The sequence below is a fragment of the Acinetobacter gyllenbergii CIP 110306 = MTCC 11365 genome, assembly GCF_000413855.1.
GTDB classification, from domain to species: Bacteria; Pseudomonadota; Gammaproteobacteria; order Pseudomonadales; family Moraxellaceae; genus Acinetobacter; species Acinetobacter gyllenbergii.
Window position 1 is genome coordinate 16139 of the sequence record NZ_ATGG01000002.1, and the last position, 21970, is coordinate 38108.

Below are 21970 nucleotides of genomic sequence, written 5' to 3' on the forward strand. Positions count from 1 at the left end.
AAATTTGATGGATTATCTTGTTATTACTGAACAGTATCATAGATCGTATCTAGTGATAAGTTGATTTGGTTGAGGTTAGACATGAATACACCAGCAAATGCGATCAATCCGAAGAAAGTGATTTTGATTACAGGAGCATCCCGAGGCATTGGTGCTTTTACTGCAGCCTTATTGGCACGGCAAGGTCATCAAATCGTGATCAATTATGCAAATAATGCCTTAGAGGCAGATCAGGTGGTCGAAAAAATTAAAGCGACAGGCGGGACAGCAAGCGCATTTAAAGCAGATATCAGTCAGTCGCATCAGGTTGTACAACTGTTTGATCATGTGATCCAAAATTATGGGCGTATCGACATTCTGATTAACAATGCGGGCATCATGTCTCTTGAAAAAATTGAAGCGCTCAAGGATGAAACGATTGAAAAAGTTTTAGCAATTAATTTAAAAGGTGCACTCTATACCATGCGTGAGGCGGCAAAACGACTTGAGCAGGGTGGAAAAATTATCAATTTGTCCAGTAGTGTGATTGGTATGAAGCTGGAAGGGTATGGCGTTTATACCGCGTCTAAAGCAGCCATCGAAGCTTTGACGGTTATCCTTGCCAAAGAATTAAGAGGCAGAAACATTACCGTCAATGCGATTGCACCAGGTCCGACCGCAACCGAACTGTTTTTTGAAGGTAAGAGTGAGGCATTGATTGCACAGCTCGCCAAAGCTGCCCCTTTAGAGCGTCTAGGTACAGTAGAAGATATTGCTGCGGTGCTTGATTTTGCCGTGAGTGATGCCAGTAACTGGATCAATGCTCAAGTGATTAGAGCCAATGGGGGTATTATTTAGTCATGGCATTTTTTTCAAAATAAAAAAAGGCAGCTTGCGCTGCCTTTGAACATTCTAGTTTTTATCTTTTAAACTGAACAACAGGTTCAGGAAAATTGCAGCAAACGTTGCGGTGCCGATACCACCTAAATTGAAGCTACCAAATAACAATTCAAAATTGCCTGCACCTAAAATAATGGTGACTGAGGCAATGATCAGGTTTTTATTGTTTGAGAAATCGACTTTGTTTTCGATCCAGATTTTCGCACCGGCAATGGTAATCAAACCAAACACCACAATCGAAGCACCTGTGAGGACTGCAGTTGGAATGGTACTGATTACGGCACCAAATTTAGGTGAAAGGCCCAAGAAAATAGCAAACACACCAGCGATCACGAACACAATGGTGGAATACACGCGGGTCACAGCCATCACCCCGATATTTTCACCATAAGTGGTCATACCCGGTGCACCGACACTGCCAGATAAGGTGGTGGCTAAACCGTCGGCAACAAAGGCTTTGCCCAATTGCGGGGTCAGGTTTTCGCCAGTCATTGCCCCCACCGCTTTGATGTGTCCTAGATTCTCTGCCACTAAGATCAGAGCCACAGGAGCAATAATTAGAATCGCATTTAAATCAAAAGTTGGATGTGAAAAGCTTGGAATACCGAACCATGGTGCCGCAGCGATTTGGGAGAAATCAATCGGTTTGCCATAGCCTAAAACATTGGTGGCAATTGCATAAATCGCATAGGCGATCAGTAGGCCAACCAGCAGTAATAAGCGTTGTAATAAGCCTTTGGTAAAGACGGCAATGATGCCCATACTCAGTACTGTGATGAGCGCCATCCACATCTCAAAGGGTTGACCCGCAACCCCTTTAATGGTGACAGGTGCAAGGTTGAGACCAATGATCATCACGATCGCGCCAGTCACCACGGGTGGCATCAGTTTTTCAATCCAGCGCGTGCCCGTCAGCATCACGGCAAAACCGATCAAGGCATAAAAAATACCACAGGCCACGATGCCGCCTAAGGCAACCGAAAGGTTAGGATTGGCCCCAGAGCCAGTGATATGTCCTGTTGCCGCAGCAACTACACCAATAAAGGCAAAACTTGAACCTAAATAGCTTGGTACCCGCCCACCTGTGATCAGGAAGAAAATGATGGTACAAATCCCTGACATTAAGATGGCAAGGTTTGGGCTAAAGCCCATCAATAAGGGTGCCAGAACCGTTGCACCAAACATTGCAAATGCGTGTTGAACCCCGAGCACCGCACTTTGTAAGGGCGGTAAATATTCATTTGTCGCAACAGGTCGATGATCAATCTTCCCCTGATACGGTTGCCATTTTGGAAACCAACTTGACATAAATTAGACTCATTATGTGATATCAGCGCGTATGATACCCTGTCTTAAAACGAGCTTTCACCTATAAGCCATTGAGAATATTGCCAGAATAGGCATCGTGAGTTCATGTTTTTACCTTTTGGTAAAATATGTTTCAAAATAAGCTAGCGGTTTTATTATTTATTTTCATGCTGATGCTTTGAAAAGTTAACGCTCTTATTTTCAAAATAATTTTTGATTTTTTTCTCATTTTTAAATTGATATGGCATATTTTGCCAGTCTTGCCATCAATAGGCAGTGTTTCTATTGATGGCAAAGCTGAGTTTAGGGCTTAACCAGTATTACGCAGACCTGCAGCAATCCCTGCAATACTCACCATCAAGGCGTGATCGACAGGGCTGTGTTCGGTTTGATGTTCAGACAGATACAGGCGACGACGTTTCATCAACTCTGCTTGTAATAAATGTAGTGGCAATAAATACGGTTTACGTACCTGCATGGATTGATCCAGTACTTCATTATTACTGAGCAGTTTCGATTCACCTTTTAGACGCAACAGAGTATCCACTGCATTTTGCAGACGCTGACGTAATTCAACTCCCAATACTTTTAAGTCCTGATCTTGAGTCAGATGTGATTCATAATACAGGGCAATATCGGCATCCGATTTTGACAACACCATTTCCAGCATATCAATCAGGGTTTGGAAATAAGGCCACTGTTCCAGCATGTCATTCAAGGTGTTTTGGTGTTGTTCATGCACCTGATTAATCGCCGTGCCTGTACCCAACCAAGCAGGCAGCATCAAACGGATTTGTGTCCATGCAAATACCCAAGGAATGGCACGCAGTGACTCAATACCACCACTGACTTTGCGTTTGGCTGGTCGTGAACCCAATGGCAGCATTTGTAGCTCAAGTTCAGGCGTAACCGTGCGTAGATAGCTGACAAAGTTTGGATTTTCACGCACCGTCTGACGATAGACTTTGACCGATAAATCCGTCATTTGATTCATTAGATCACGCCACTGTTGTTTCGGTTCAGGCGGCGGCAATAAGGTCGCCTCTAAAGTCGCTGCGGTATAGATTTCCAGATTTTGCAGTGCAATGCCTTCTAGACCGAATTTGAAGCGAATCATCTCACCTTGTTCAGTGACTCGAATCGCACCTGAAATTGAACCTGGTGGCTGCGAGAACAGGGCTTGCTGCGTTGGTGCACCACCGCGGCTGATTGAACCACCACGACCATGGAACAAGGTCAATTGCACACCATGTTGTTTGGCAATTGCAGTCAATTCTTCTTGAGCGCGGTATTGCGCCCAGTTGGCGGACATAAAGCCTGCATCTTTGGCAGAGTCGGAATAGCCAATCATCACCTCATGTTTGCCCTGAATATGCTGTTTATACCAATGCATATTGAACAAGGTCGTCATGGTTTTGGCTGCACCATCCAGATCCTTTAAGGTTTCAAATAAAGGCACGACGCGTAGCGGATGTTGAATCCCAGCTTCCTTTTGCAGCAATAAAACTGCGAGCACATCACTTGGATATTCTGCCATGGAAATAATATAGGCACCCAAGCTCTCGGTCGGCTGCTCCGCCAAGGTACGCATGGTGGCAAATACTTCTAGTACGTCGGGATGCTGAATTAGACTACCTTCGGGTTCATTGAAAAACTTAGGCAATAACGGGCGTTTGCTTTGCAGTTCCTGAATTAGGAAGTTTTGACGGGCTTGTTCAGTCCATGATTCAAAATTGCCTAGACCCAGATATTCGGTAATCGCTGAAATCGCCTGGCGATGGCGACCCGATTCTTGACGAATATCCAGTTTGAGCAGTTCAATGCCGAAGCAGTTGACACGATAAATGAAATCTAGCAATTGTCCATTGGCGATCTCGGCCAAGTTACTGTCAATCAGTGAGCGATAGCAAAGCAGTAGCGGTGTTAATAGTTCATCTTTATTTTTGATGATATTGCTGTCATCGGCTTCAGCACCTTGTAAGCGTTGTCCCAACCAATAGCGAGTGGCTTTTAAACGTTCACGCGTATCACGCAAATACTCACGATAGGGTTCAGGGTGTTCATAACCTAAAGCTTGTGTCAGTTCTTCAGAACAGCTTTGAATGGATAATTCCCAACGCAGATTTTCAATATCACGTAGATATAAATCCGCCGCCTGCCAACGTGATAACCACAGCACTTCTTGGGTGACTTGATGGGTCACATTCGGGTTGCCATCACGGTCACCGCCCATCCAAGAGGCAAAACGAATTGGTGCGATGCTCAAAGGCAAGGCATGCTCACAATGCTGCTGTGTGAGTTCATTCAGTTCACGTACGAATTTCGGTACTGCATTCCAGAGCGACTGCTCGATGGTGGCAAAGCCCCATTTGGCTTCATCGACAGGCGTTGGACGATGCTGACGAATCTCATCGGTTTGCCAAGCTGAGCTGACCAATTGCTTCAGGGTCGCAATGGTCTGTTGGCGTTCTCTCGGTGTGAGTTTTTGTTGATCCAGCTGGGAGAGACAGTCGGTAATATCATCATATTTTTGAATCAGGGTACGGCGGCTGACCTCGGTTGGATGCGCTGTCAACACTAATTCGATTTTGAGGTCACAGATTTGTTGAAATAGTTGTTGTGCATTGATCTGTTGGGTTTTGAATTTTTCAAATAAATGTGGCAATGGGTTCGGGCTAGGCGCATGCTCATCGAACTCGGCCTGACGGCGGCTACGTACCACATGATATTGTTCAGCAATATTGGCGAAGTTAAGAAAATGTGAGAATGCGCGGGTCAGCGGCAAAATCTCTTCATCTTTTAAACCGAGAAACAATTGTTCGAGCTGTTTTTCTGCTTCGATCTGGCCGTCACGTGCACCTTTGGCTAATGCGCGAATTTGTTCAATCTGATTAAACAAATCTTGCCCAGCATGTTGCTTTAAGGTTTCTCCAAGTAAATTGCCGAGTAAACGGACATCTTCACGTAGTGGAGCAGTGATTTGCTGAATCATTCTAATTCTCCTGTTGTTCTTACTCGACTATAGCGCGATTGGGAGACATTCCAAGAGCAGAACGTAAAAAAATGTGAATATTCTCTAATTTATGGGTTGATATTTAAGCAAAAAAATCTCGATGGCCTGTTGAATCATCTGATCGATTTCAGTTGCCGTTGGCACAGGTGCTAAACCCAGCAACACTTGTTGATGACGGATGCCTAACATGAGTGAAATGATCAGCTCGGTTTGCTTAATGGGTTCATCTGCCTGAATAAATTTAAAGCCGATGGCCTGTTCAAAAAAATCACACCAGACATGACACATGCGACTATGTGAGGCATCAAAAAACTGTTGGGTTAAGGGGCTTTGTTCCGCCGCCAGTTCAAACAGTAAACAATCCAATTTCAGTGCTTCAGGCAGATAAATAATACTTAATGCACGCTGACACATGAGCACCAGTGCCTGTTTAAAATCAGCATCGGCGGTCAGTTCAATCTGTTTGGTTCGAATCGATTCTTCACAGCTTTCTTCAATGGCGCACATAAATAGATTGCTTTTGTCCTGAAAGTGGTTGTACACCGTGAGTTTGGTGACGCCAGCCTCTTTGGCAATCTGATTCATATTGGTGGCGTGATAGCCCATTTTTAAAAAAATAGATTTTGCGGCCTGTAAAATTTTGGCTCTTTTTTCTAAATCTTTAGGGCGGCCACTGCTGATGTGCACGTTATCGTTCTCTTTTAATCAATGTAGAAATCAAAAAAATCGCTTTATTTTTTAATTAATGTACCCATGAGTATATTAATTAAAAAATAAACAATCTATGATAATGCTCAGATCACGCCTTAAAAATCAATTTGAATAAGAGCGCAAACAGATGAATCAGATCAATCGTATCATATTGGGGTTACTCATTGTCAGTAGTGTACTCCTCAGCGCCTGTCAGAAAGAGCTGCCAAAGACTGAGGAAATTCCCTATGTCATGGTGACTCAACCCAGTCGTAATCATATCGATCAGAAAAGCTATGCAGGGGATGTACAGGCAAGACAACAAACCGCTTTGGCCTTCCGTGTCGGGGGACAGATTACCGAACGTTATGTGGATGTCGGTGATCGGGTCAAAGTCGGCCAAGTGCTGGCGAAACTGGATGTCAAAGATGCGCAATTGCAAATGAATGCAGCTAAGGCGCAGTTACAAAGTGCACAGGCTGCAGCAAAAATTGCGGCGGAAGAATATCAGCGTTATCAGCAGTTACTGCCTGTCAATGCAGTGAGTCGTTCACAATTTGATGCAGTCAAAAATCAGTATGAATCTGCGCAAGCCAGTTTGCAACAAGCACGCTCGAACTATGAAGTGTCATCTAACCAAACCGGTTATAACCAGTTAATCTCCAATAAAAATGGGGTGATTACCCAGCGCCAAATTGAGATTGGCCAAGTGCTTGCCGCAGGGCAAGCCGCTTATCAATTGGCGATTGATGGTGAGCGCGAAGTGGTATTCGGTGTACCTGAGCAAGCAGTCAGTACCATCAAGGTTGGACAACCTGTATGGGTCACTTTATGGTCGCAACCTGATGCACGTTTTGCGGCTAAAGTACGTGAAGTTTCACCTGCTGCCGATCAATCGCGCACTTTTACGGTGAAGGTTTCTTTACTGGAAGGGCAATCGAGTATTCAACTCGGGCAAAGCGCACGGGTGTTCTTTGTGGCACAGGACAATAACGTGTTGAGCGTGCCTTTATCCAGTGTTACAGCCAATGAGCAGCAAGCCTATGTCTGGGTGGTGAATGCCAATCAAAGCATACGCAAAGTGCCTGTGACTTTAGGCACTTATGGTCGAGATAGCGTACCCGTGGTGTCTGGTTTAAAAGCCACAGACTGGGTCGTGGTTGGTGGCGTTCATTTACTGCGTGACCAGCAAAAAATTCATCCAGTTGATCGTGATAATCGTGAAGTCACCATAAAAGCGGGAGGTTAGAGATGAAATTTAACCTTTCAGAATGGGCACTCAAGAATAAGGGTATTATCCTTTATTTTATGCTGTTGCTCGGCATCGTCGGCATCATGTCTTATTCCAAACTTTCGCAAAGTGAAGATCCGCCGTTTACTTTTAAGGTGATGGTGGTACAGACCTATTGGCCGGGCGCAACAGCCAAAGAAGTCTCAACACTGGTCACGGATCGAATTGAAAAAGAATTGATGACCACAGGTCAGTATGATCGCATCATGGCCTATTCGCGCCCAGGTGAGTCTTTGGTGACCTTTGTGGCCAAAGACAGTTTGCCATCCAGTGCTATTCCTGACGTTTGGTATAACGTACGCAAGAAGGTCAATGATATCCGCTCGCAACTGCCGAGTGGTGTACAAGGGCCTTTTTTCAATGATGAGTTTGGGGACACCTTTGGCAATATCTATGTGCTGACAGGCAAGGACTTTGACTATGCAGTGATGAAGGAATATGCCGACCGTTTGCAACTGCAATTGCAACGGGTCAAGGATGTCAACAAGGTCAATCTGGTGGGGCTGCAAGATCAGAAAATCTGGATTGAACTGTCCAATACCAAGGCAGTGCAATTAGGTGTACCTGTTACCGCCATTCAGGAAGCGATTCAAAAACAAAATGACATGGCGGGTGCTGGATTCTTTGAAACGGGTACGGACCGTATCCAAATTCGTGTCAGTGGGCATTTGCATAGTGTCGAAGACCTGAAAAAAATGCCGTTGTTGGTGGGTGATAAAACCATTCAACTGGGCGATGTTGCGGACGTATATCGTGGCTTTAGTGAACCGGCACAACCCCGCATGCGCTTTATGGGCGAGAATGGGATCGGGATTGCGGTTTCGATGCGTAAAGGTGGCGACATCATTGCGCTCGGTAAAAATTTGGAAACCGAATTTAACCGTCTACAGAAAACCCTGCCTTTGGGCATGAAACTGCAAAAAGTCTCCGATCAGCCTGTGGCGGTACAACGCAGTATTCAAGAGTTTTTAAAGGTCTTGGCCGAAGCGGTGATCATTGTGTTATTGGTCAGTTTCTTTTCACTCGGTTTCCGCACCGGCTTGGTGGTGGCGTTGTCTATTCCCTTAGTACTGGCGATGACTTTTGCGGGGATGAATCTGTTTGATGTGGGCCTGCATAAGATTTCACTGGGGGCGTTAATTCTGGCGCTCGGATTGCTGGTCGATGATGCGATTATCGCCGTGGAAATGATGGCGATTAAAATGGAACAGGGCTATAGCCGATTGAAAGCGGCAGGTTTTGCCTGGCAAACCACTGCTTTTCCGATGTTAACGGGAACGCTGATTACCGCAGCAGGATTCTTGCCGATCGCCACCGCGCAATCGGGTACAGGTGAATATACCCGCTCTATTTTCCAAGTGGTGACCATTGCATTGATCGTGTCATGGATTGCAGCCGTGTTGTTTGTACCGTATTTAGGTGAAAAACTATTACCTGATTTTACTAAACAACAGCAACAAGCAGCATGGTATGTCCGTCTTTGGGCGAGATTGCGCAAGCAACCTGCACCTGTGGTAGAAGCGCATGGTCAGCATCATGACCCTTATCAATCCAAGTTTTATCAATCTTTCCGCCGTGTGGTGGAAATCTGTATTACCTATCGTAAAACCGTGATTGCGGTGACTGTTGGTATCTTTGTCCTGTCGGTGGCCATGTTTAAGCTGGTGCCACAACAGTTCTTCCCGCCATCAAATCGGGCTGAAATTCTGGTGGATTTAAAACTGGAAGAAGGGGCTTCACTGACGGCGACGGAACAAGCAGTGCATAAGGTGGAGCAGTTCCTGTCTAAACAACAGGGCATTGATAACTATGTGGCTTACGTGGGTACAGGCTCGCCACGTTTTTATTTGCCGCTCGACCAGCAATTACCACAAGCCAGCTTTGCTCAGTTTGTGGTTTTGGCATCGTCTCTAGATGATCGTGATGAGATCCGCCGTTCTTTGGACAAGCAGATCAAGCAATTATTACCGCAAGTCCGTACTCGGGTGTCTTTATTGGAAAATGGTCCACCAGTGGGTTATCCATTGCAGTATCGTGTCTCGGGTGAAGACCTCGGGACGGTACGTCAATGGGCGCAGAAAGTGGCCAAAGTGCTGAGTGAAGACCCAAATACCACCAATGTACATTTGGATTGGGGTGAGCCAAGCAAAATCATTGCGATTGAAATTGACCAAGACCGTGCGCGGCAAATGGGCGTTTCCAGTGTCGATTTAGCCAATTTCTTAAATGCCTCCGTGACGGGGTCGGTGATGAATCAATATCGCGAAAAACGTGAATTGATCGAAATCCGCTTACGTGGTGATAAATCGGAACGCGTTGAAGTAGCATCGTTGGCAAGCTTGGCGGTGCCGACCAGCAAAGGAACCACTGTGCCTTTGGCGCAGATTGCCAAGATTGAATCGCGTTTTGAAGAAGGTTTAATTTGGCATCGTAACCGCTTGCCGACCATTACCGTTCGTGCTGATATTCGTACCCACTTACAACCTGCAACTGTGGTGCAACAGTTGGCTGATCAGATGCAGACACTCCGTGCAGACTTGCCAAGTGGTTATCTACTGGAAGTGGGGGGGACAGTTGAAGAGTCGGCAAAGGGGCAAAATTCGGTTAATGCGGGTATGCCCTTGTTCTTGGCGGTGGTGATGACTTTATTGATGATTCAGTTGCGCAGTATGTCGCGGGCAACCATTGTCTTGCTCACTGCACCCTTAGGCTTGATTGGTGTAGTGGCGTTCCTGTTGCTGTTCAATAAACCCTTTGGTTTCGTCGCGATGTTGGGCACCATTGCCTTGTCAGGCATGATCATGCGTAACTCGCTGATCTTGATTGATCAAATTGAGCAGGACATTTTGGCAGGACATGAGCCGTGGGAGGCGGTGATTGGTGCAACCATGCGCCGTTTCCGTCCAATTGTGTTGACAGCATTGGCTGCGGTGTTGGCGATGATCCCTTTATCACGCAGTATTTTCTTTGGTCCGATGGCGGTTGCGATTATGGGTGGCTTGATTGTCGCCACTTTATTAACCTTGTTTTTCCTGCCTGCACTTTATGCAGCATGGTTTAAGGTTAAAAAAACAACACAACTATCGTAATTATTTTGTGAATAAAGGTGCGAAACATTGAAAATTTCAATATAGTAGCACCTATATTTTAAGACCAAAAAATAATTGAATTTCATTGCATGATCAAATTTGTACGATGCAGTGAATCGAGGTGATATAGAGCATGGGGCAAGACAATATTGAGCAGCATCGCCGCTACGTGGCGATTTCTTACGTGTTCATGTTTCTTGCATTATTTACAATAGTGTTTGCGGTGTTTGCATACCTATTAGCAAAGAAAGTTGCGATTGTGGATAATGCCGAAGTATGGATACATGCGCATGCACTCTGGATTATGCGTAATGTGCTGTTATTTTTATTGATGGCTTTCTTTGCAGCGCTATGGTTTATCCCCCTGTTCTTTTTTGCCTGGAACAGCGTACTTTGGGTGACCGCGATGACGGTTGCTGGCGTGGTGTTTAGTTCAATTGCTTGGTTATTTTTACTGAATGCTTGGCTGAAAGGAATTGCCAAGTACTTTAAAAATAAAGCCGTTTTCTAAATTTATGGCTTTTTTATTGCAATAGCCCTTGTAAATTTATCGTACAGCCCCTATTAAGGCTCTGTTGACTTTTTTATTACCAAAGTCAGCAGAGCCTATTTGTTTTTTAGATTTAAATAAATTCCGTGAGGAGCATCGCCAACCATGGCTAAACGTGATTATTATGAGGTTTTAGGCGTTTCGAAAACCGCAAGTGATGATGAGATCAAAAAAGCCTATCGTAAGTTGGCGATGAAGTATCATCCAGACCGTAACCCGGACAACGCTGAAGCTGAAGAAAAGTTCAAAGAAGCGGCTGAAGCGTATGAAGTGCTTTCTGATGAAGAAAAGCGCAGCATGTATGACCGCGCTGGACATAGTGCCTTTGAAGGCGGCTTTGGCGGTGCAGGTGGTGGCTTCGGCGGTTTTAGCGCAGAAGATATTTTCAGTCAGTTTGGCGATATTTTTGGTGGAGCGTTTGGTGGCGGTGGCCGTCAGCAACAACGTCAACGCCGTGGTTCAGACCTCCGTTATGTGATGGAACTGACGCTTGAAGAAGCGGTCAAAGGCGTGAAAAAAACCATTACGTTCACAGCACCAGCACCATGTGAAACCTGTGATGGTAAAGGATCTAAAAATCCAAATGATGTAGAAACCTGTCGTACCTGTCATGGTGCGGGTCAAGTGCGCATGCAACAAGGCTTCTTCTCAGTTCAGCAAACTTGTAGTACTTGTCGTGGTCAAGGCAAAATCATCAAAAATCCATGTAGCAGCTGTCATGGTTCAGGTGTTGCAGATCGTCAGCAAACTCTGGAAGTCACCATTCCTGCTGGTGTAGACAATGGCGACCGCGTACGCTTAACTGGTAAAGGTGAAGCGATTCGTGATGGTCAGGCGGGTGATTTATACGTTGAAGTGGTGGTTCGTGAACACGAAGTCTTCCAACGTGATGGTGCAGATCTGTATATGGACGTGCCTGTTAGCATTGCAGATGCGGCTTTGGGTAAAGAAATTGAAATCCCGACCCTTGATGGTCGTGTCAGCTTAAAAATTCCAGAAGGAACGCAAACTGGGAAGTTATTCCGCTTACGTGGTAAAGGTGTTCGTCCTGTACGTAGCAGCATGGTTGGTGATCTATTGTGCCGTATCGTGGTCGAAACTCCTGTGAATTTAAACAGTCGCCAACGTGAATTATTGAAAGAATTACAAGCTTCGTTTGATGGTGATGGCCATGCTGCATCACCTAAGAAAAAATCATTCTTTGATCGTCTATTTGACTAATTAGACCCCCATAAAAAAACCTGCTGCGGCAGGTTTTTTTATGGGAAACGGCAACAGATTAACGCCAAAATTTCCACCAAGATTTTTGTGGGGAATGTAGTACTTTTTCATCTTGTAAGAGCGTTTCTAAACGACAGATCATATTTTCAATCACACCATTGATAATCATAGAACCGAAGAGCCCAGTATGGTATTTTTCGTGGACTAAAATATCGCTGATAAAATAAGCTATTTCCTGTATATCAAATTGATCAACTCCGCCAATCGTTTGGGCTTGTTTGATATCGACTGGTTTTTTATATTCTGAAAAAACGAAAATATCACGAAACCGATCTTCTAAGTTGGAGATCGGGTCTATATATAGACCTGCCATCATTGCCGCATCATCTAGATAGAGTTCCTGAGACGTCTTGGGGAAATTGGGAATATTTCGATAATATTTAACCAGTCTATCTATTTCAAATGCATCATAAGGTTTGACTGACATCTTATGCCTTAAATTTCAATTTTCTTAAATGCCTTATTTTAACTTTTTTAGAAACACAGAGTTTTGCTATAGTAGCTCAATTGTTTAAATAAAAGACTGGGAAAAATTATGTCAACTTCTCCACGCATTGGAATCTTGGGTGCAGGCGGACGCATGGGGCGTATTCTGATTCAAGCGGTACAACAAGCAGGCTACCAACTGGCAGCAGCTGTTGAACGTCCTGAAAGCAGCTTGGTGGGGGCGGATGCAGGAGAACTTGCAGGGATCGGCAACCTCGGTGTCAAGATTGTGGGAAGTTTGGGTGAGGTTTTAAAAGACTGTGATGTGGTGATTGATTTTACTGCACCTGTAGCGACTGAACAGCATTTAAAGCTATGCCGTGAAGCTGGTGTGGCTATGGTGATTGGAACCACGGGAATGTCGGATGAACAAAAGGCATTTTTAGATGAAACCGCAACCCAGACCCCAGTTGTTTATGCTGCTAATTATTCGGTCGGCGTCAATGTGTCGATTAAATTATTGGAACTCGCAGCGAAAGTGTTTGGCGATACGGTGGATATTGAAATTATTGAAGCGCACCATCGTCATAAAGTCGATGCACCTTCTGGTACCGCATTTATGATGGGCGAGGCGATTGCCGATACGTTGGGTCGTAACTTAAAAGAAGTGGCAGTGTATGGTCGTGAAGGTTATACCGGCCCGCGTGATCGTCAAACCATTGGTTTTGAAACCATTCGTGGTGGCGATATCGTCGGTGAACATACCGTGATGTTTATCGGAGAAGGTGAGCGTGTTGAAGTGACACACAAAGCCACCAACCGTATGAACTTCGCTTCAGGCGCAGTCCGTGCCGCGGCGTGGGTGGTTGGCCGTGAAGCACGTAAATATGATATGAAAGATGTTTTAGGCTTTAACGAGATTGACGTTTAAAACGTTCCTTTTTTGTACTATAAAAGAGCTTGTTGAGCTTTCTTTCCGAGAGGAGTGAAACAAGCTCTCGCCTTCATTACAACAATCGAGCATGACATGAATAAAAAACATATCGTCCTTGCTACACTGCTCAGTCTCAGCAGCTTTGCGGTGACTGCAGCATCAGAAACCGCCAAACTCAGTTTGCATCGGAACAATATTAAGGTTTGGACTTATCAAACAGAAAATAATCCGATTATCCAATATAAAGCGGAAACCACCTTTGATGTGCCTTTAGAACGCGCCGTAGCAGTGGTCCTTGATGTAGAGCGTACTCCACAATGGGTACCTTATGTGGGTAAGGTGCAAATGTTATCTCGGGATGATAAAAAAGGTGAATTTACCCTGTATATGGTGCTGGATTTTCCTTTTCCTTTAAAAGACCGTGATGTGGTGATTAAAGGTAAAATGAGCAAAAATGCGGATGGCAGCATTAGTATTAAAAATAACGCCATTCAGAATAATTACCCTGAACAACCTGATGTGGTGCGTTTAACCAAGTACGCAGGTGATTGGACTTTCCAGAAACTCGCCAATAATAAAGTGAAAGTCACGACCAATGGTTATGCAGATCCTGCGGGTTCGATTCCATTGAGCTTTGTGAATATGTTTGTGCAACAGCAACCTTATCAAATGCTGATGAAAATGAAAAAGGAAGTGAATAATCCTTTATACGCACAACCGAAATTGCCCGATGTCTTGAAATAATAAAAAAGCCTGATTAAATCAGGCTTTTTTATTAAACATTAGGCTTGCGGGCATTGTTGTAATTGCGAACTGGATTTGGTTGCCAGTTTGATTTGAATCAGAACCAAAATCAGACCGATACCCGCCAACACAGCGCCAATTATGGAAACAGCGGCATAGTTTAAGCCGAGACTTAACACTGCACCGCCTGCAGCTGCACCAATGGCATTACCGAGATTAAAGGCACCAATATTGACTGAAGAGGCGAGACCAGACGCCTCATGAGCAACCGACATCACGCGCATTTGTAAAGGCGGAACAATGGCAAAAGCAGCAGCACCCCAGATCACCAAACCGATTGCTGCCCCCAGTTGTGATTGAGCAAGGATTGGGAAAATCAGCATCAATGTAATCAGTAACAGCAAGAAACCAATTAAGGTCTTATCAATGGACAGGTCTGCAAACTTTCCTCCGAAATGGTTGCCGATGGAGAAGCCGATCCCGATCAAGACCAACATCAGGGTGATAAAAGTTGGTGAAGCATGGCTAAATTCAACCAGACTTGGCGCGATGTAGGTGTATAAGGTAAACATTGCGGAAGCACCAAATACTGTGGTTAAGAGTGCCAACAGCACAGGTAGGCGAGTCAGAACTTTCAGTTCCATTTTGACATTCGGTTTTTGACCGACAGATCCGACAGGCAGTGCTTTCCAGAGCGCCAGCATGGTGATGACACCGAGTGCAGAAATCGCAAGGAAAGACATGCGCCAGCCAATGTTTTGTCCTACCCATGTTGCCAGTGGTACGCCACCAATATTGGCGATGGTGAGACCCATAAACATGGTGGCCACCGCACTGGCCTGTTTATTTGCTGGAACAACACTGGCAGCCACCACAGAACCAATCCCGAAGAAGGCACCGTGGTTTAAGCTGGTAATTAATCGAGCACCCATTAAACTCATATAGTTGGGTGCAAAGGCTGCGATCAGATTACCAAGGGTGAAGATTGCCATCAGTAAAATCAGGGCATTACGACGGGCAAAACCACCAAACCATAAAGTCATGATCGGCGCACCGAGCATCACGCCCAGTGCATAACCCGTAATCAACATGCCCGCACTTGGGATCGATACCCCAAGATCATTGGCAATATTGGGCAACAGCCCCATTGGAGAGAACTCTGTTGTGCCAATGGCAAATGCACCAATGGCCAAGGCCAGCAAAGGAAGGTTGATGCGGCTGCTCATGTTATTTGTCCCATTCAGGCGCAAAGGGTTCAGGACTCACTTCTCGACCATTGCGTTCAAGTTGGGCGATCAACTGCATTTCCTCTGCACTTAAAGTTAAGTCTTGCGCTTTTAAGTTGCTGATCAGGTTTTCACGTTTGGTTGATGAGGGAATCACAGCAAAGCCATTTTGCAAGGCCCAAGCCAAAGCGACTTGTGCGCTGGTTGCCTGATGCTGTGCAGCGATCTCAACTAAGGTTGGATCTTGCAGTACTTTGCCATAAGCCAAGGTCATGTATGAAGTCACGTCAATATTTTGTTCACCTAAAAAATTGACCAAGGTGCGGTTCTGCAAATAAGGACTAAGTTCAATCTGGTTGGTGGCAATGTGTTCGACACCAATGCTGTCAATTGCTTGTTGGGTCAAAGCAATATTGAAATTCGAGATACCAATTTGCTGGGTCAAACCTTGTTGTTTCGCTTCTAAAAGCAATTGCATGACGCTTGGAATGGATACACCCAGTGCTGGAGCTGGCCAGTGGATCAAGGTGAGATCGACAGCATCAGTACGTAGTTTTTGCAGACTGTCCTTTAAGCTGGGAATGAATTTGTCTTCAGTAAAATTGTCGACCCAGATTTTTGTGGTGAGGAACAGATCTTGGCGGGCTACACCACTTTCAGCAATGGCTTGACCTACTGCTGCTTCGTTTTCATAAATCTGTGCGGTATCAATGGCACGATAACCTACTTCCAGAGCGGTTTTAACTGAATCAATCACCGCTTGATCTTTAAGTCGGAAAGTACCTAAACCGAATTGAGGGATACGCATATTTTTCACCTAATCTTTTTTCATGCTCTAAAGAGCTGTTTTGTGGATGGCTGTTATTTTGCGATGATTATTGTTGCTAAAAAATAGAGGAATTTGCAAAATACAGTTGACTAAATATCAATAATTGAGAGGGTGGCAATGAAGTCTACGGTAGAAGAACTGCTTGCTTTTATGACCATTGTCGATACCGGTTCATTTATTGCCGCAGCTGAACGATTAGGGCAGACCGCATCTGGGCTCAGTCGTTCACTCAGCCGTTTAGAATCCAAGCTCGAAGTCACTTTGCTGGAACGGACCACGCGAAAATTAAAACTTACCCAAGAAGGTCAGCAGTTTCTGCAACATGCCCGTAAAATCCTCAGTGATTTGAATGCCGCCGAAGAAGCCTTACAAAAATCAGATCAGGATACTTCGGGGGTGATTCGGATTGACTCAGCCACACCGTTTATTCTGCATGTGATTACGCCATTGGTACACAAGTTTCGGCAGTGTTATCCCAATATTGAAATCGAGTTGAATAGCAATGATTTGGTGATTGATCTACTGGAACATAAAACCGATGTGGCGTTTCGTTTTGGTGAATTACATGATTCCAGCTTACACGCCAAATTGGTGTGTAAAAGTCGTATCTATATTGTTGCCAGTCCAGAATATCTAAAACGCAAGGGCACGCCTTTACAGCCTCAAGCATTGCCTGAACATGATGTGATTGGTTTTACCCGTCCAACCTATATCAATACTTGGCCGATTAGAATTGAGGGTGAGTATTTTCAAGCACAACCTAAAGTGAGGGCATCAAGTGGTGAAACCGTGCGACAGCTCTGTTTACGTGGGCAGGGGATTGCTCGACTGTCTGAATTTGAAATCTGGCAGGACATTCGAGAAGGGCGTCTTGAGGCGCTGTTTGAAGATCAAATCGAACATTCTTATCAAAGCATCCATGCTGTTTATTATCAACAAGAGCACTTGCCGAAACGGGTCCGTTTATTTATTGAGTTTTTGACTGAGCAACTAAGTCAGGGCTTCTCGGTTTGCCTATAGCTTCATTTTGAAGCTGTACATTCAGCACTGGAATTGATGGGCCTGTTTTCTGTATCACAGACACCACAATATGTTGCTGCTGTAGCTTGCATTCAAGTTCGACTGTTGGCAGAAAGTTGCTTGAGAGTATCAAACCATTTTCATTGGGTTTCTTATAGGTCATTTTGATGATGCGGGTCTGCTCGGGGGCTTCACTTTTTTCCATTTTCCATAACTCATAGGTCGGCTGGTTTTGAATTTGTAGATAGCCCTGTGAGAGTGATTTGCACACTTGTTGTTGCTGATAGGTGGCTTGGTCAGTCAGATCGCAGCCTGTCAATAAAATGACGCTTAATATAAATAAGATATTATTTTTCATGGTCTTATCCTTTGGCTGTTGATTTTTATAGCTTAACGGTGTTGTATAAACCAATACAGATACAGAAATTTATAAAAAAGCAGTACAGAGATGAGCTTCCAATATCAACGTTTAGCAGAACAGCTGGCGCATAAAATCTACCAGCATGAGTTACAGCCACAACAGAAGTTAAGTTCTTTAAGGGAATTTGCACGCCAGCAAAGTATCAGCCTGAGTACAGCGCAACAGTGTTACGAGCTACTGGAAGCCAAAGGGTTGATTTATGTAAAAGCCAAATCGGGCTATTTTGTCAATTCAAGACAATATCAAAGTGCTGTACCTGACAGTCCCCATTTTGAATCTAAGGCGAGGCAAGTTTCAAATTTAGATCTGCAAAACCAGATTCAGACCGCCTCAATTCAACATCATTTAACGCCATTGGGGGCGATTCAATTGTCACCCCATTTGATTCCTGTGGATGGGCTGCGTCGCTCTCTACAACGCGCGCTCAAGCATTGTCAGCCCGAAGATTTTTTATATTGTAATAAGCAGGGTCATCAGCATTTGCGCCAAGCGTTGTCAGACCATTGGCGTGAAGATGGCATCTATGTTGCGACTGAGGATATTTTTATTAGTAATGGCTGTATGCCTGCTTTATCTCTGTTGATTCAACAGATCAGCCAAGAAGGCGATAGTATTTTGATCCCAACCCCGACCTTTAATGGTCAGTTGCAAATGCTGGCGAGCCTGAAGCGTAATATTATCGAAATTCCTGCCGATCATCGTGGTGTTGATCTGGAACGTTTAGAGTTTTTCATGCAACAGGGCAGTGCCAAACTGTGTTTACTCACTGCTAATTTTCAAAATCCTTTGGGTTATTGTCTGAGCAATGAACAGAAACAGCAGATTGCTCAACTGGCACAAAAATATCAATGCTTTATTTTGGAAGATGATATTTATGGTGAATGCAGTTTCCAAAAAGAACGCCCTTTGCCAATTCGTTATTGGGATCAGGAAGGTTATGTGATCTGGTGTGGTTCGGTTTCTAAATCATTATCCACTGCTTATCGAGTGGGATGGTTTTGTTTAGGGCGGCAATTACAACATTTACGTCCGCAGTTGTTGGCCAATAACGTGGGAGTGAATACGCCGTTACAGTTGGGTTTAGCAGACTTTATTTATAGCCGTGGTTATCGGGAGCATTTAGATCGACTCAGACCCAAGTTGATGCAGCAAGTGGAGCAGTATCGAGCGTATATTTTAGAGTGCTTCCACGGTATTCCGATTGCACTGAGCCAATCTCAGGGAGGGTATGCCTTATGGATGCAACTTCCCGACAGTATCACAGGTTTGGAACTCTATTATTTGGCGCAAGCGCAGGGGATCAACATTGTGCCTGGTGAAGTGTTTGGTGAAGATCGCCGTTATCAACATTTTATCCGATTAAATGCAGGTCATGCGTTAACAGCAGAAATCCGCCAAGCGATTCAGCAATTGGCGCAGTGGACGCGGGTTAGTATGGGCTCATCAGAGTGTTAAGCACTGATCGACAATCAGAATTAAAAAAGAGGGGAGAAAAAATGCAACCTACGATTGCTGAAAAAAGAAAAATATTTCGTGATCTGCATCAGGCAGGCTGTTTTGTGTTGCCCAATCCGTGGGATGCTGGTAGTGCCAAAATGTTGCAACAACTTGGTTATCAAGCTTTGGCAACAACTAGTGCTGGTTATGCATGGTCTTGCGGCAAGACAGATGGGCAGTTGTCACGTGCAGAGGTACTCGCGCATCTTCGAGCTATGGTTCAATCAACCGATCTCCCTGTGAATGCCGATTTAGAAAGTGGTTTTGCAGAGACCATTGAGGGCGTGTTTGAAAGCGTAACCATGGCGATTGCAACAGGGGTTGCAGGGATATCCATAGAAGATTCTACTGGAAATGCGGACAAGCCATTACGAGAGATTAAAGAGGCTGCTATGAGGATCGCTGCGGCACGTAAAGCAATTGATGAAAGTGGCGAAGACGTGATGTTGATCGGACGTGCTGAAAACTTCTTTATTGGTGTTCCAGATTTAGAGGATACCATAACTCGACTGAAAGCCTATTCTGCTGCGGGTGCTGATTGTCTTTATGCGCCTGGTATCAAAACATCAGATCAGATTGTTGCAGTGGTTCAAGCAGTGGCACCCAAACCTGTGAATGTGCTGATCGCTTGGGACAGTGAACTGAGTGTGCCAGCGCTGGCATCTTTAGGTGTTCGACGAATCAGTGTTGGAAGTGCTTTGGCACGGACGGCATGGAACGGTTTTATTCAAGCGGCCAGCTCGATTGCAGAAACAGGCCGTTTTCATTGTTTTGCAGAGAATCTCTCTGGGGCGGAGTTGAATAAAAGATTACGATGAGATCCGCCAAGCGATTCAACCGTTGGCGGATGAGGTGTGCAAAGGCCTAAATTAATCGAAATCGGCTTTGAGTACGATGCGATAACGTGCTTGGCCTGAATGCAGTCGTTCAATCGCCTCATTCAGCTGTGACATTGGAAATAGCTCAATCTGTGGTGCAATGTTTTTACGTGCAGCGAATTGTAAAAGCTGACGCAGTGCCAGAGGTGAACCCGTAGGTGAAGAAGTGACAGATTTGGCACCTCCCATGATTGCACCGACAGAGACAGGGATCGGTTCTAAAGTCACGCCAAGGAAATGTAGACGACCTTGTGGTGCAAGGGTATTCAGATAGGCTTGCCAGTTCAAGGTCACATTGACGGTGCTGAGTAATAAATCAAACTTGCCACGTTGCGCCTTGATGGCTTGGGCATCTCGGCTATTGACCACATGATCAGCGCCCATGGCCTTGAGTTCTTCGGTTTTATCTGGGTTCGAGCTGAAAGCGGTAATTTCACAGCCCCATGCTTTCAGCAATTTAATCGCAATATGACCGAGACCACCAATACCGATCACGCCGACATGATGGGTCGCTTGAATTTTATGTTTGAGTAAAGGATCAAAGACCGTAATGCCACCACACAGCAGTGGGCCAGCACTTTCGGGATCTAAATCGTCTGGAAGGGGAATGACCCATTGCCAACCAGCACGAACTTTATCAGCAAAGCCACCGGCATGTCCGATGATGGTGGCGCTTCTTTCACCTGTACATAAGACTTGATTGCCGCCAATACAGGGATCACAGGCTTGGCAGGTTTCCGCAGTCCAGCCAATGCCAACGCGTTGACCGACTTTGAGGCCTTTGGCTTCTGATCCCAGTGCAATGATGGTACCAATGATCTCATGCCCAGCCACTGCAGGATAAACTGACGATTGCCATTCATTATTGATGACGGAAAGATCGGAGTGGCACAGACCACAATATTCAACCTTAACTTCAACTTGATGAGCTTTTAAGTCTCCCGCATCAAATTGGTAAGGCACCACTTGCTCACCTGCTTGCATTGCAGCATAAGCGCGAATTTGATTATTGCTCATTGGAACTCCCATTCAAGGAAAATCGATGATGATTGGTTATTTAAATTGGCAATCATTTTCATGGTCATTGACCATACCCACCGCCTGCATAAAAGCATAGCAGGTGGTTGGGCCCACAAATTTAAAGCCACGCTTTTTTAAGGTTTTGGATAGTTTTTGGCTCAGCTCAGTTTGTGCAGGTGCTTCGCGGTAATTCACGACATCATTATTTTCGGTTTGATGGTCGACGAAATTCCACAGCCAAGCAGGGACATCTTCGACTTCATCTTTGAGTTTGAGCCAAGCAATGGCATTGTCGCGGATGGCTTTGAGCTTACCAATATGGCGGATTAAACCTGCATCACTGAGTTTGAGTTCGAGTTGATCATCGGTGAGTGCTGCGACGTCTGCGATGGAATGCTGAAAGAAATGTGAGCGATAATGCTCACGCTTTTTCAGCACCGTGATCCATGATAAACCTGCTTGCTGTCCTTCCAGACAGAGCATTTCAAATAGGTGAGTTTCATCGTGTTGTGGCTTGCCCCATTCTTGATCATGGTAAGCCATATAGAGCGGATCATCGGAGCACCAGCCACAGCGTTGAATTGTCATATTTGATGCTCCTTGTTGTTATTAGAACAGAATGAATTAAAGTTTGAATATCACCCATTCATTTGGGCGAGTATCCCAATAATACAATTCTGCATCGGTTAAATCAGCAAATTTAAGCCAAAAGTCTTTACCTGATTTATCGGCAAAACCGGTACTGATCAGCAAGGCTTCTTCAGTAATTTCCATGATCCAACCCTGATAGCTGGTGCCATTCAGGATGATTTTTTGCTGATTTCCAGACTCTGCAAATTCAACCAGACGTTCAATCAATGCTTCTGACATTGTG

General features: G+C 44.9%; 20 protein-coding genes. 10 read left to right on the forward strand and 10 right to left on the reverse strand.

Annotated elements, in window-relative coordinates:
* Positions 1–81: 81 nt before the first annotated feature.
* Positions 82–837 (forward strand): SDR family oxidoreductase, encoded by a 756-nt coding sequence (locus F957_RS20115; RefSeq protein WP_016542208.1) that lies wholly within the window; start codon positions 82–84, stop codon positions 835–837.
* Positions 838–891: 54 nt separating this feature from the next.
* On the opposite strand, the gene F957_RS20110 is transcribed toward F957_RS20115, so the two are convergent.
* The 3 genes from F957_RS20110 to F957_RS20100 form a co-directional block, all read right to left on the reverse strand.
* A complete protein-coding gene (locus tag F957_RS20110; RefSeq protein ID WP_004656921.1) occupies positions 892–2187 on the reverse strand; it encodes a solute carrier family 23 protein in 1296 nt (431 codons plus the stop codon).
* A 310-nt stretch (positions 2188–2497) separates the two neighbouring features.
* Entirely contained in the window at positions 2498–5179 is a 2682-nt protein-coding gene (gene ppc, locus F957_RS20105) for a phosphoenolpyruvate carboxylase (RefSeq protein WP_016542209.1), read from the reverse strand.
* 84 nt (positions 5180–5263) lie between these two features.
* Positions 5264–5887: a TetR/AcrR family transcriptional regulator gene (locus F957_RS20100; protein ID WP_016542210.1), complete on the reverse strand. Its 624-nt coding sequence runs from the start codon at positions 5885–5887 to the stop codon at positions 5264–5266.
* A gap of 151 nt (positions 5888–6038) precedes the next feature.
* Here F957_RS20100 and F957_RS20095 point away from each other — a divergent pair, with 151 nt between their 5' ends.
* From F957_RS20095 to dnaJ, 4 genes are all read left to right on the forward strand, one after another.
* Positions 6039–7139 (forward strand): efflux RND transporter periplasmic adaptor subunit, encoded by a 1101-nt coding sequence (locus F957_RS20095; protein ID WP_016542211.1) that lies wholly within the window; start codon positions 6039–6041, stop codon positions 7137–7139.
* A 2-nt stretch (positions 7140–7141) separates the two neighbouring features.
* Positions 7142–10270, forward strand: coding sequence for an efflux RND transporter permease subunit (locus F957_RS20090; protein WP_016542212.1), 3129 nt, complete (start codon positions 7142–7144; stop codon positions 10268–10270).
* A gap of 133 nt (positions 10271–10403) precedes the next feature.
* A complete protein-coding gene (locus F957_RS20085; RefSeq protein ID WP_004656931.1) occupies positions 10404–10781 on the forward strand; it encodes a hypothetical protein in 378 nt (125 codons plus the stop codon).
* 144 nt (positions 10782–10925) lie between these two features.
* A complete protein-coding gene (gene dnaJ / locus F957_RS20080) occupies positions 10926–12041 on the forward strand; it encodes a molecular chaperone DnaJ (protein ID WP_004656932.1) in 1116 nt (371 codons plus the stop codon).
* A gap of 58 nt (positions 12042–12099) precedes the next feature.
* Here dnaJ and F957_RS20075 read toward each other — a convergent pair whose 3' ends face one another.
* Positions 12100–12528, reverse strand: coding sequence for a hypothetical protein (locus tag F957_RS20075; protein ID WP_016542213.1), 429 nt, complete (start codon positions 12526–12528; stop codon positions 12100–12102).
* A gap of 108 nt (positions 12529–12636) precedes the next feature.
* On the opposite strand from F957_RS20075, the gene dapB reads away from it, so the two are divergent.
* The gene (gene dapB, locus F957_RS20070; RefSeq protein WP_016542214.1) at positions 12637–13458 is read left to right on the forward strand and encodes a 4-hydroxy-tetrahydrodipicolinate reductase; all 822 of its coding nucleotides are present in this window, start codon (positions 12637–12639) and stop codon (positions 13456–13458) included.
* Positions 13459–13554: 96 nt separating this feature from the next.
* The gene (locus F957_RS20065) at positions 13555–14205 is read left to right on the forward strand and encodes an START domain-containing protein (protein WP_016542215.1); all 651 of its coding nucleotides are present in this window, start codon (positions 13555–13557) and stop codon (positions 14203–14205) included.
* A 38-nt stretch (positions 14206–14243) separates the two neighbouring features.
* On the opposite strand, the gene F957_RS20060 is transcribed toward F957_RS20065, so the two are convergent.
* Positions 14244–15431 carry an MFS transporter gene (locus F957_RS20060; protein ID WP_016542216.1) on the reverse strand — a complete coding sequence of 396 codons (1188 nt, stop codon included), beginning with the start codon at positions 15429–15431 and terminating at the stop codon, positions 14244–14246.
* A 1-nt stretch (position 15432) separates the two neighbouring features.
* Entirely contained in the window at positions 15433–16239 is an 807-nt protein-coding gene (dkgB, locus tag F957_RS20055; protein ID WP_016542217.1) for a 2,5-didehydrogluconate reductase DkgB, read from the reverse strand.
* 138 nt (positions 16240–16377) lie between these two features.
* Here dkgB and F957_RS20050 point away from each other — a divergent pair, with 138 nt between their 5' ends.
* The gene (locus tag F957_RS20050; RefSeq protein ID WP_016542218.1) at positions 16378–17280 is read left to right on the forward strand and encodes a LysR family transcriptional regulator; all 903 of its coding nucleotides are present in this window, start codon (positions 16378–16380) and stop codon (positions 17278–17280) included.
* Here the strand turns inward: F957_RS20050 and F957_RS20045 are convergent.
* Positions 17228–17638 (reverse strand): hypothetical protein, encoded by a 411-nt coding sequence (locus F957_RS20045; RefSeq protein ID WP_016660074.1) that lies wholly within the window; start codon positions 17636–17638, stop codon positions 17228–17230. The two genes, F957_RS20050 and F957_RS20045, sit on opposite strands and share 53 nt — an antisense overlap.
* A gap of 90 nt (positions 17639–17728) precedes the next feature.
* Here F957_RS20045 and F957_RS20040 point away from each other — a divergent pair, with 90 nt between their 5' ends.
* Both F957_RS20040 and F957_RS20035 read left to right on the forward strand, forming a co-directional pair.
* Positions 17729–19156, forward strand: coding sequence for an aminotransferase-like domain-containing protein (locus F957_RS20040; protein WP_016542219.1), 1428 nt, complete (start codon positions 17729–17731; stop codon positions 19154–19156).
* A 41-nt stretch (positions 19157–19197) separates the two neighbouring features.
* The gene (locus tag F957_RS20035) at positions 19198–20016 is read left to right on the forward strand and encodes an isocitrate lyase/PEP mutase family protein (RefSeq protein WP_016542220.1); all 819 of its coding nucleotides are present in this window, start codon (positions 19198–19200) and stop codon (positions 20014–20016) included.
* 51 nt (positions 20017–20067) lie between these two features.
* Here F957_RS20035 and ahr read toward each other — a convergent pair whose 3' ends face one another.
* The 3 genes from ahr to F957_RS20020 are packed head-to-tail and all read right to left on the reverse strand — an operon-like array spanning position 20068 to position 21966.
* Complete coding sequence (ahr, locus tag F957_RS20030; RefSeq protein ID WP_016542221.1) at positions 20068–21093, reverse strand: NADPH-dependent aldehyde reductase Ahr; 1026 nt, start codon at positions 21091–21093, stop codon at positions 20068–20070.
* 36 nt (positions 21094–21129) lie between these two features.
* Entirely contained in the window at positions 21130–21684 is a 555-nt protein-coding gene (locus tag F957_RS20025) for a DNA-3-methyladenine glycosylase I (protein ID WP_016542222.1), read from the reverse strand.
* A 36-nt stretch (positions 21685–21720) separates the two neighbouring features.
* Entirely contained in the window at positions 21721–21966 is a 246-nt protein-coding gene (locus tag F957_RS20020; RefSeq protein WP_016542223.1) for a hypothetical protein, read from the reverse strand.
* Positions 21967–21970 lie beyond the last annotated feature (4 nt).

Excerpts from the sequence above, each read along its gene's own strand:
- F957_RS20060 (WP_016542216.1), bottom strand. The coding sequence starts at position 15,431 with ATGAGCAGCCGCATCAACCTTCCTTTGCTGGCCTTGGCCATTGGTGCA.
- F957_RS20025 (WP_016542222.1), bottom strand. The coding sequence starts at position 21,684 with ATGACAATTCAACGCTGTGGCTGGTGCTCCGATGATCCGCTCTATATG.
- F957_RS20050 (WP_016542218.1), top strand. The coding sequence starts at position 16,378 with ATGAAGTCTACGGTAGAAGAACTGCTTGCTTTTATGACCATTGTCGAT.
- F957_RS20085 (WP_004656931.1), top strand. The coding sequence starts at position 10,404 with ATGGGGCAAGACAATATTGAGCAGCATCGCCGCTACGTGGCGATTTCT.
- F957_RS20075 (WP_016542213.1), bottom strand. The coding sequence starts at position 12,528 with ATGTCAGTCAAACCTTATGATGCATTTGAAATAGATAGACTGGTTAAA.
- ahr (WP_016542221.1), bottom strand. The coding sequence starts at position 21,093 with ATGAGCAATAATCAAATTCGCGCTTATGCTGCAATGCAAGCAGGTGAG.
- F957_RS20110 (WP_004656921.1), bottom strand. The coding sequence starts at position 2,187 with ATGTCAAGTTGGTTTCCAAAATGGCAACCGTATCAGGGGAAGATTGAT.
- dapB (WP_016542214.1), top strand. The coding sequence starts at position 12,637 with ATGTCAACTTCTCCACGCATTGGAATCTTGGGTGCAGGCGGACGCATG.
- F957_RS20045 (WP_016660074.1), bottom strand. The coding sequence starts at position 17,638 with ATGAAAAATAATATCTTATTTATATTAAGCGTCATTTTATTGACAGGC.
- F957_RS20115 (WP_016542208.1), top strand. The coding sequence starts at position 82 with ATGAATACACCAGCAAATGCGATCAATCCGAAGAAAGTGATTTTGATT.
- dkgB (WP_016542217.1), bottom strand. The coding sequence starts at position 16,239 with ATGCGTATCCCTCAATTCGGTTTAGGTACTTTCCGACTTAAAGATCAA.
- F957_RS20090 (WP_016542212.1), top strand. The coding sequence starts at position 7,142 with ATGAAATTTAACCTTTCAGAATGGGCACTCAAGAATAAGGGTATTATC.
- F957_RS20095 (WP_016542211.1), top strand. The coding sequence starts at position 6,039 with ATGAATCAGATCAATCGTATCATATTGGGGTTACTCATTGTCAGTAGT.
- ppc (WP_016542209.1), bottom strand. The coding sequence starts at position 5,179 with ATGATTCAGCAAATCACTGCTCCACTACGTGAAGATGTCCGTTTACTC.
- F957_RS20040 (WP_016542219.1), top strand. The coding sequence starts at position 17,729 with ATGAGCTTCCAATATCAACGTTTAGCAGAACAGCTGGCGCATAAAATC.
- F957_RS20035 (WP_016542220.1), top strand. The coding sequence starts at position 19,198 with ATGCAACCTACGATTGCTGAAAAAAGAAAAATATTTCGTGATCTGCAT.
- F957_RS20065 (WP_016542215.1), top strand. The coding sequence starts at position 13,555 with ATGAATAAAAAACATATCGTCCTTGCTACACTGCTCAGTCTCAGCAGC.
- F957_RS20020 (WP_016542223.1), bottom strand. The coding sequence starts at position 21,966 with ATGTCAGAAGCATTGATTGAACGTCTGGTTGAATTTGCAGAGTCTGGA.
- dnaJ (WP_004656932.1), top strand. The coding sequence starts at position 10,926 with ATGGCTAAACGTGATTATTATGAGGTTTTAGGCGTTTCGAAAACCGCA.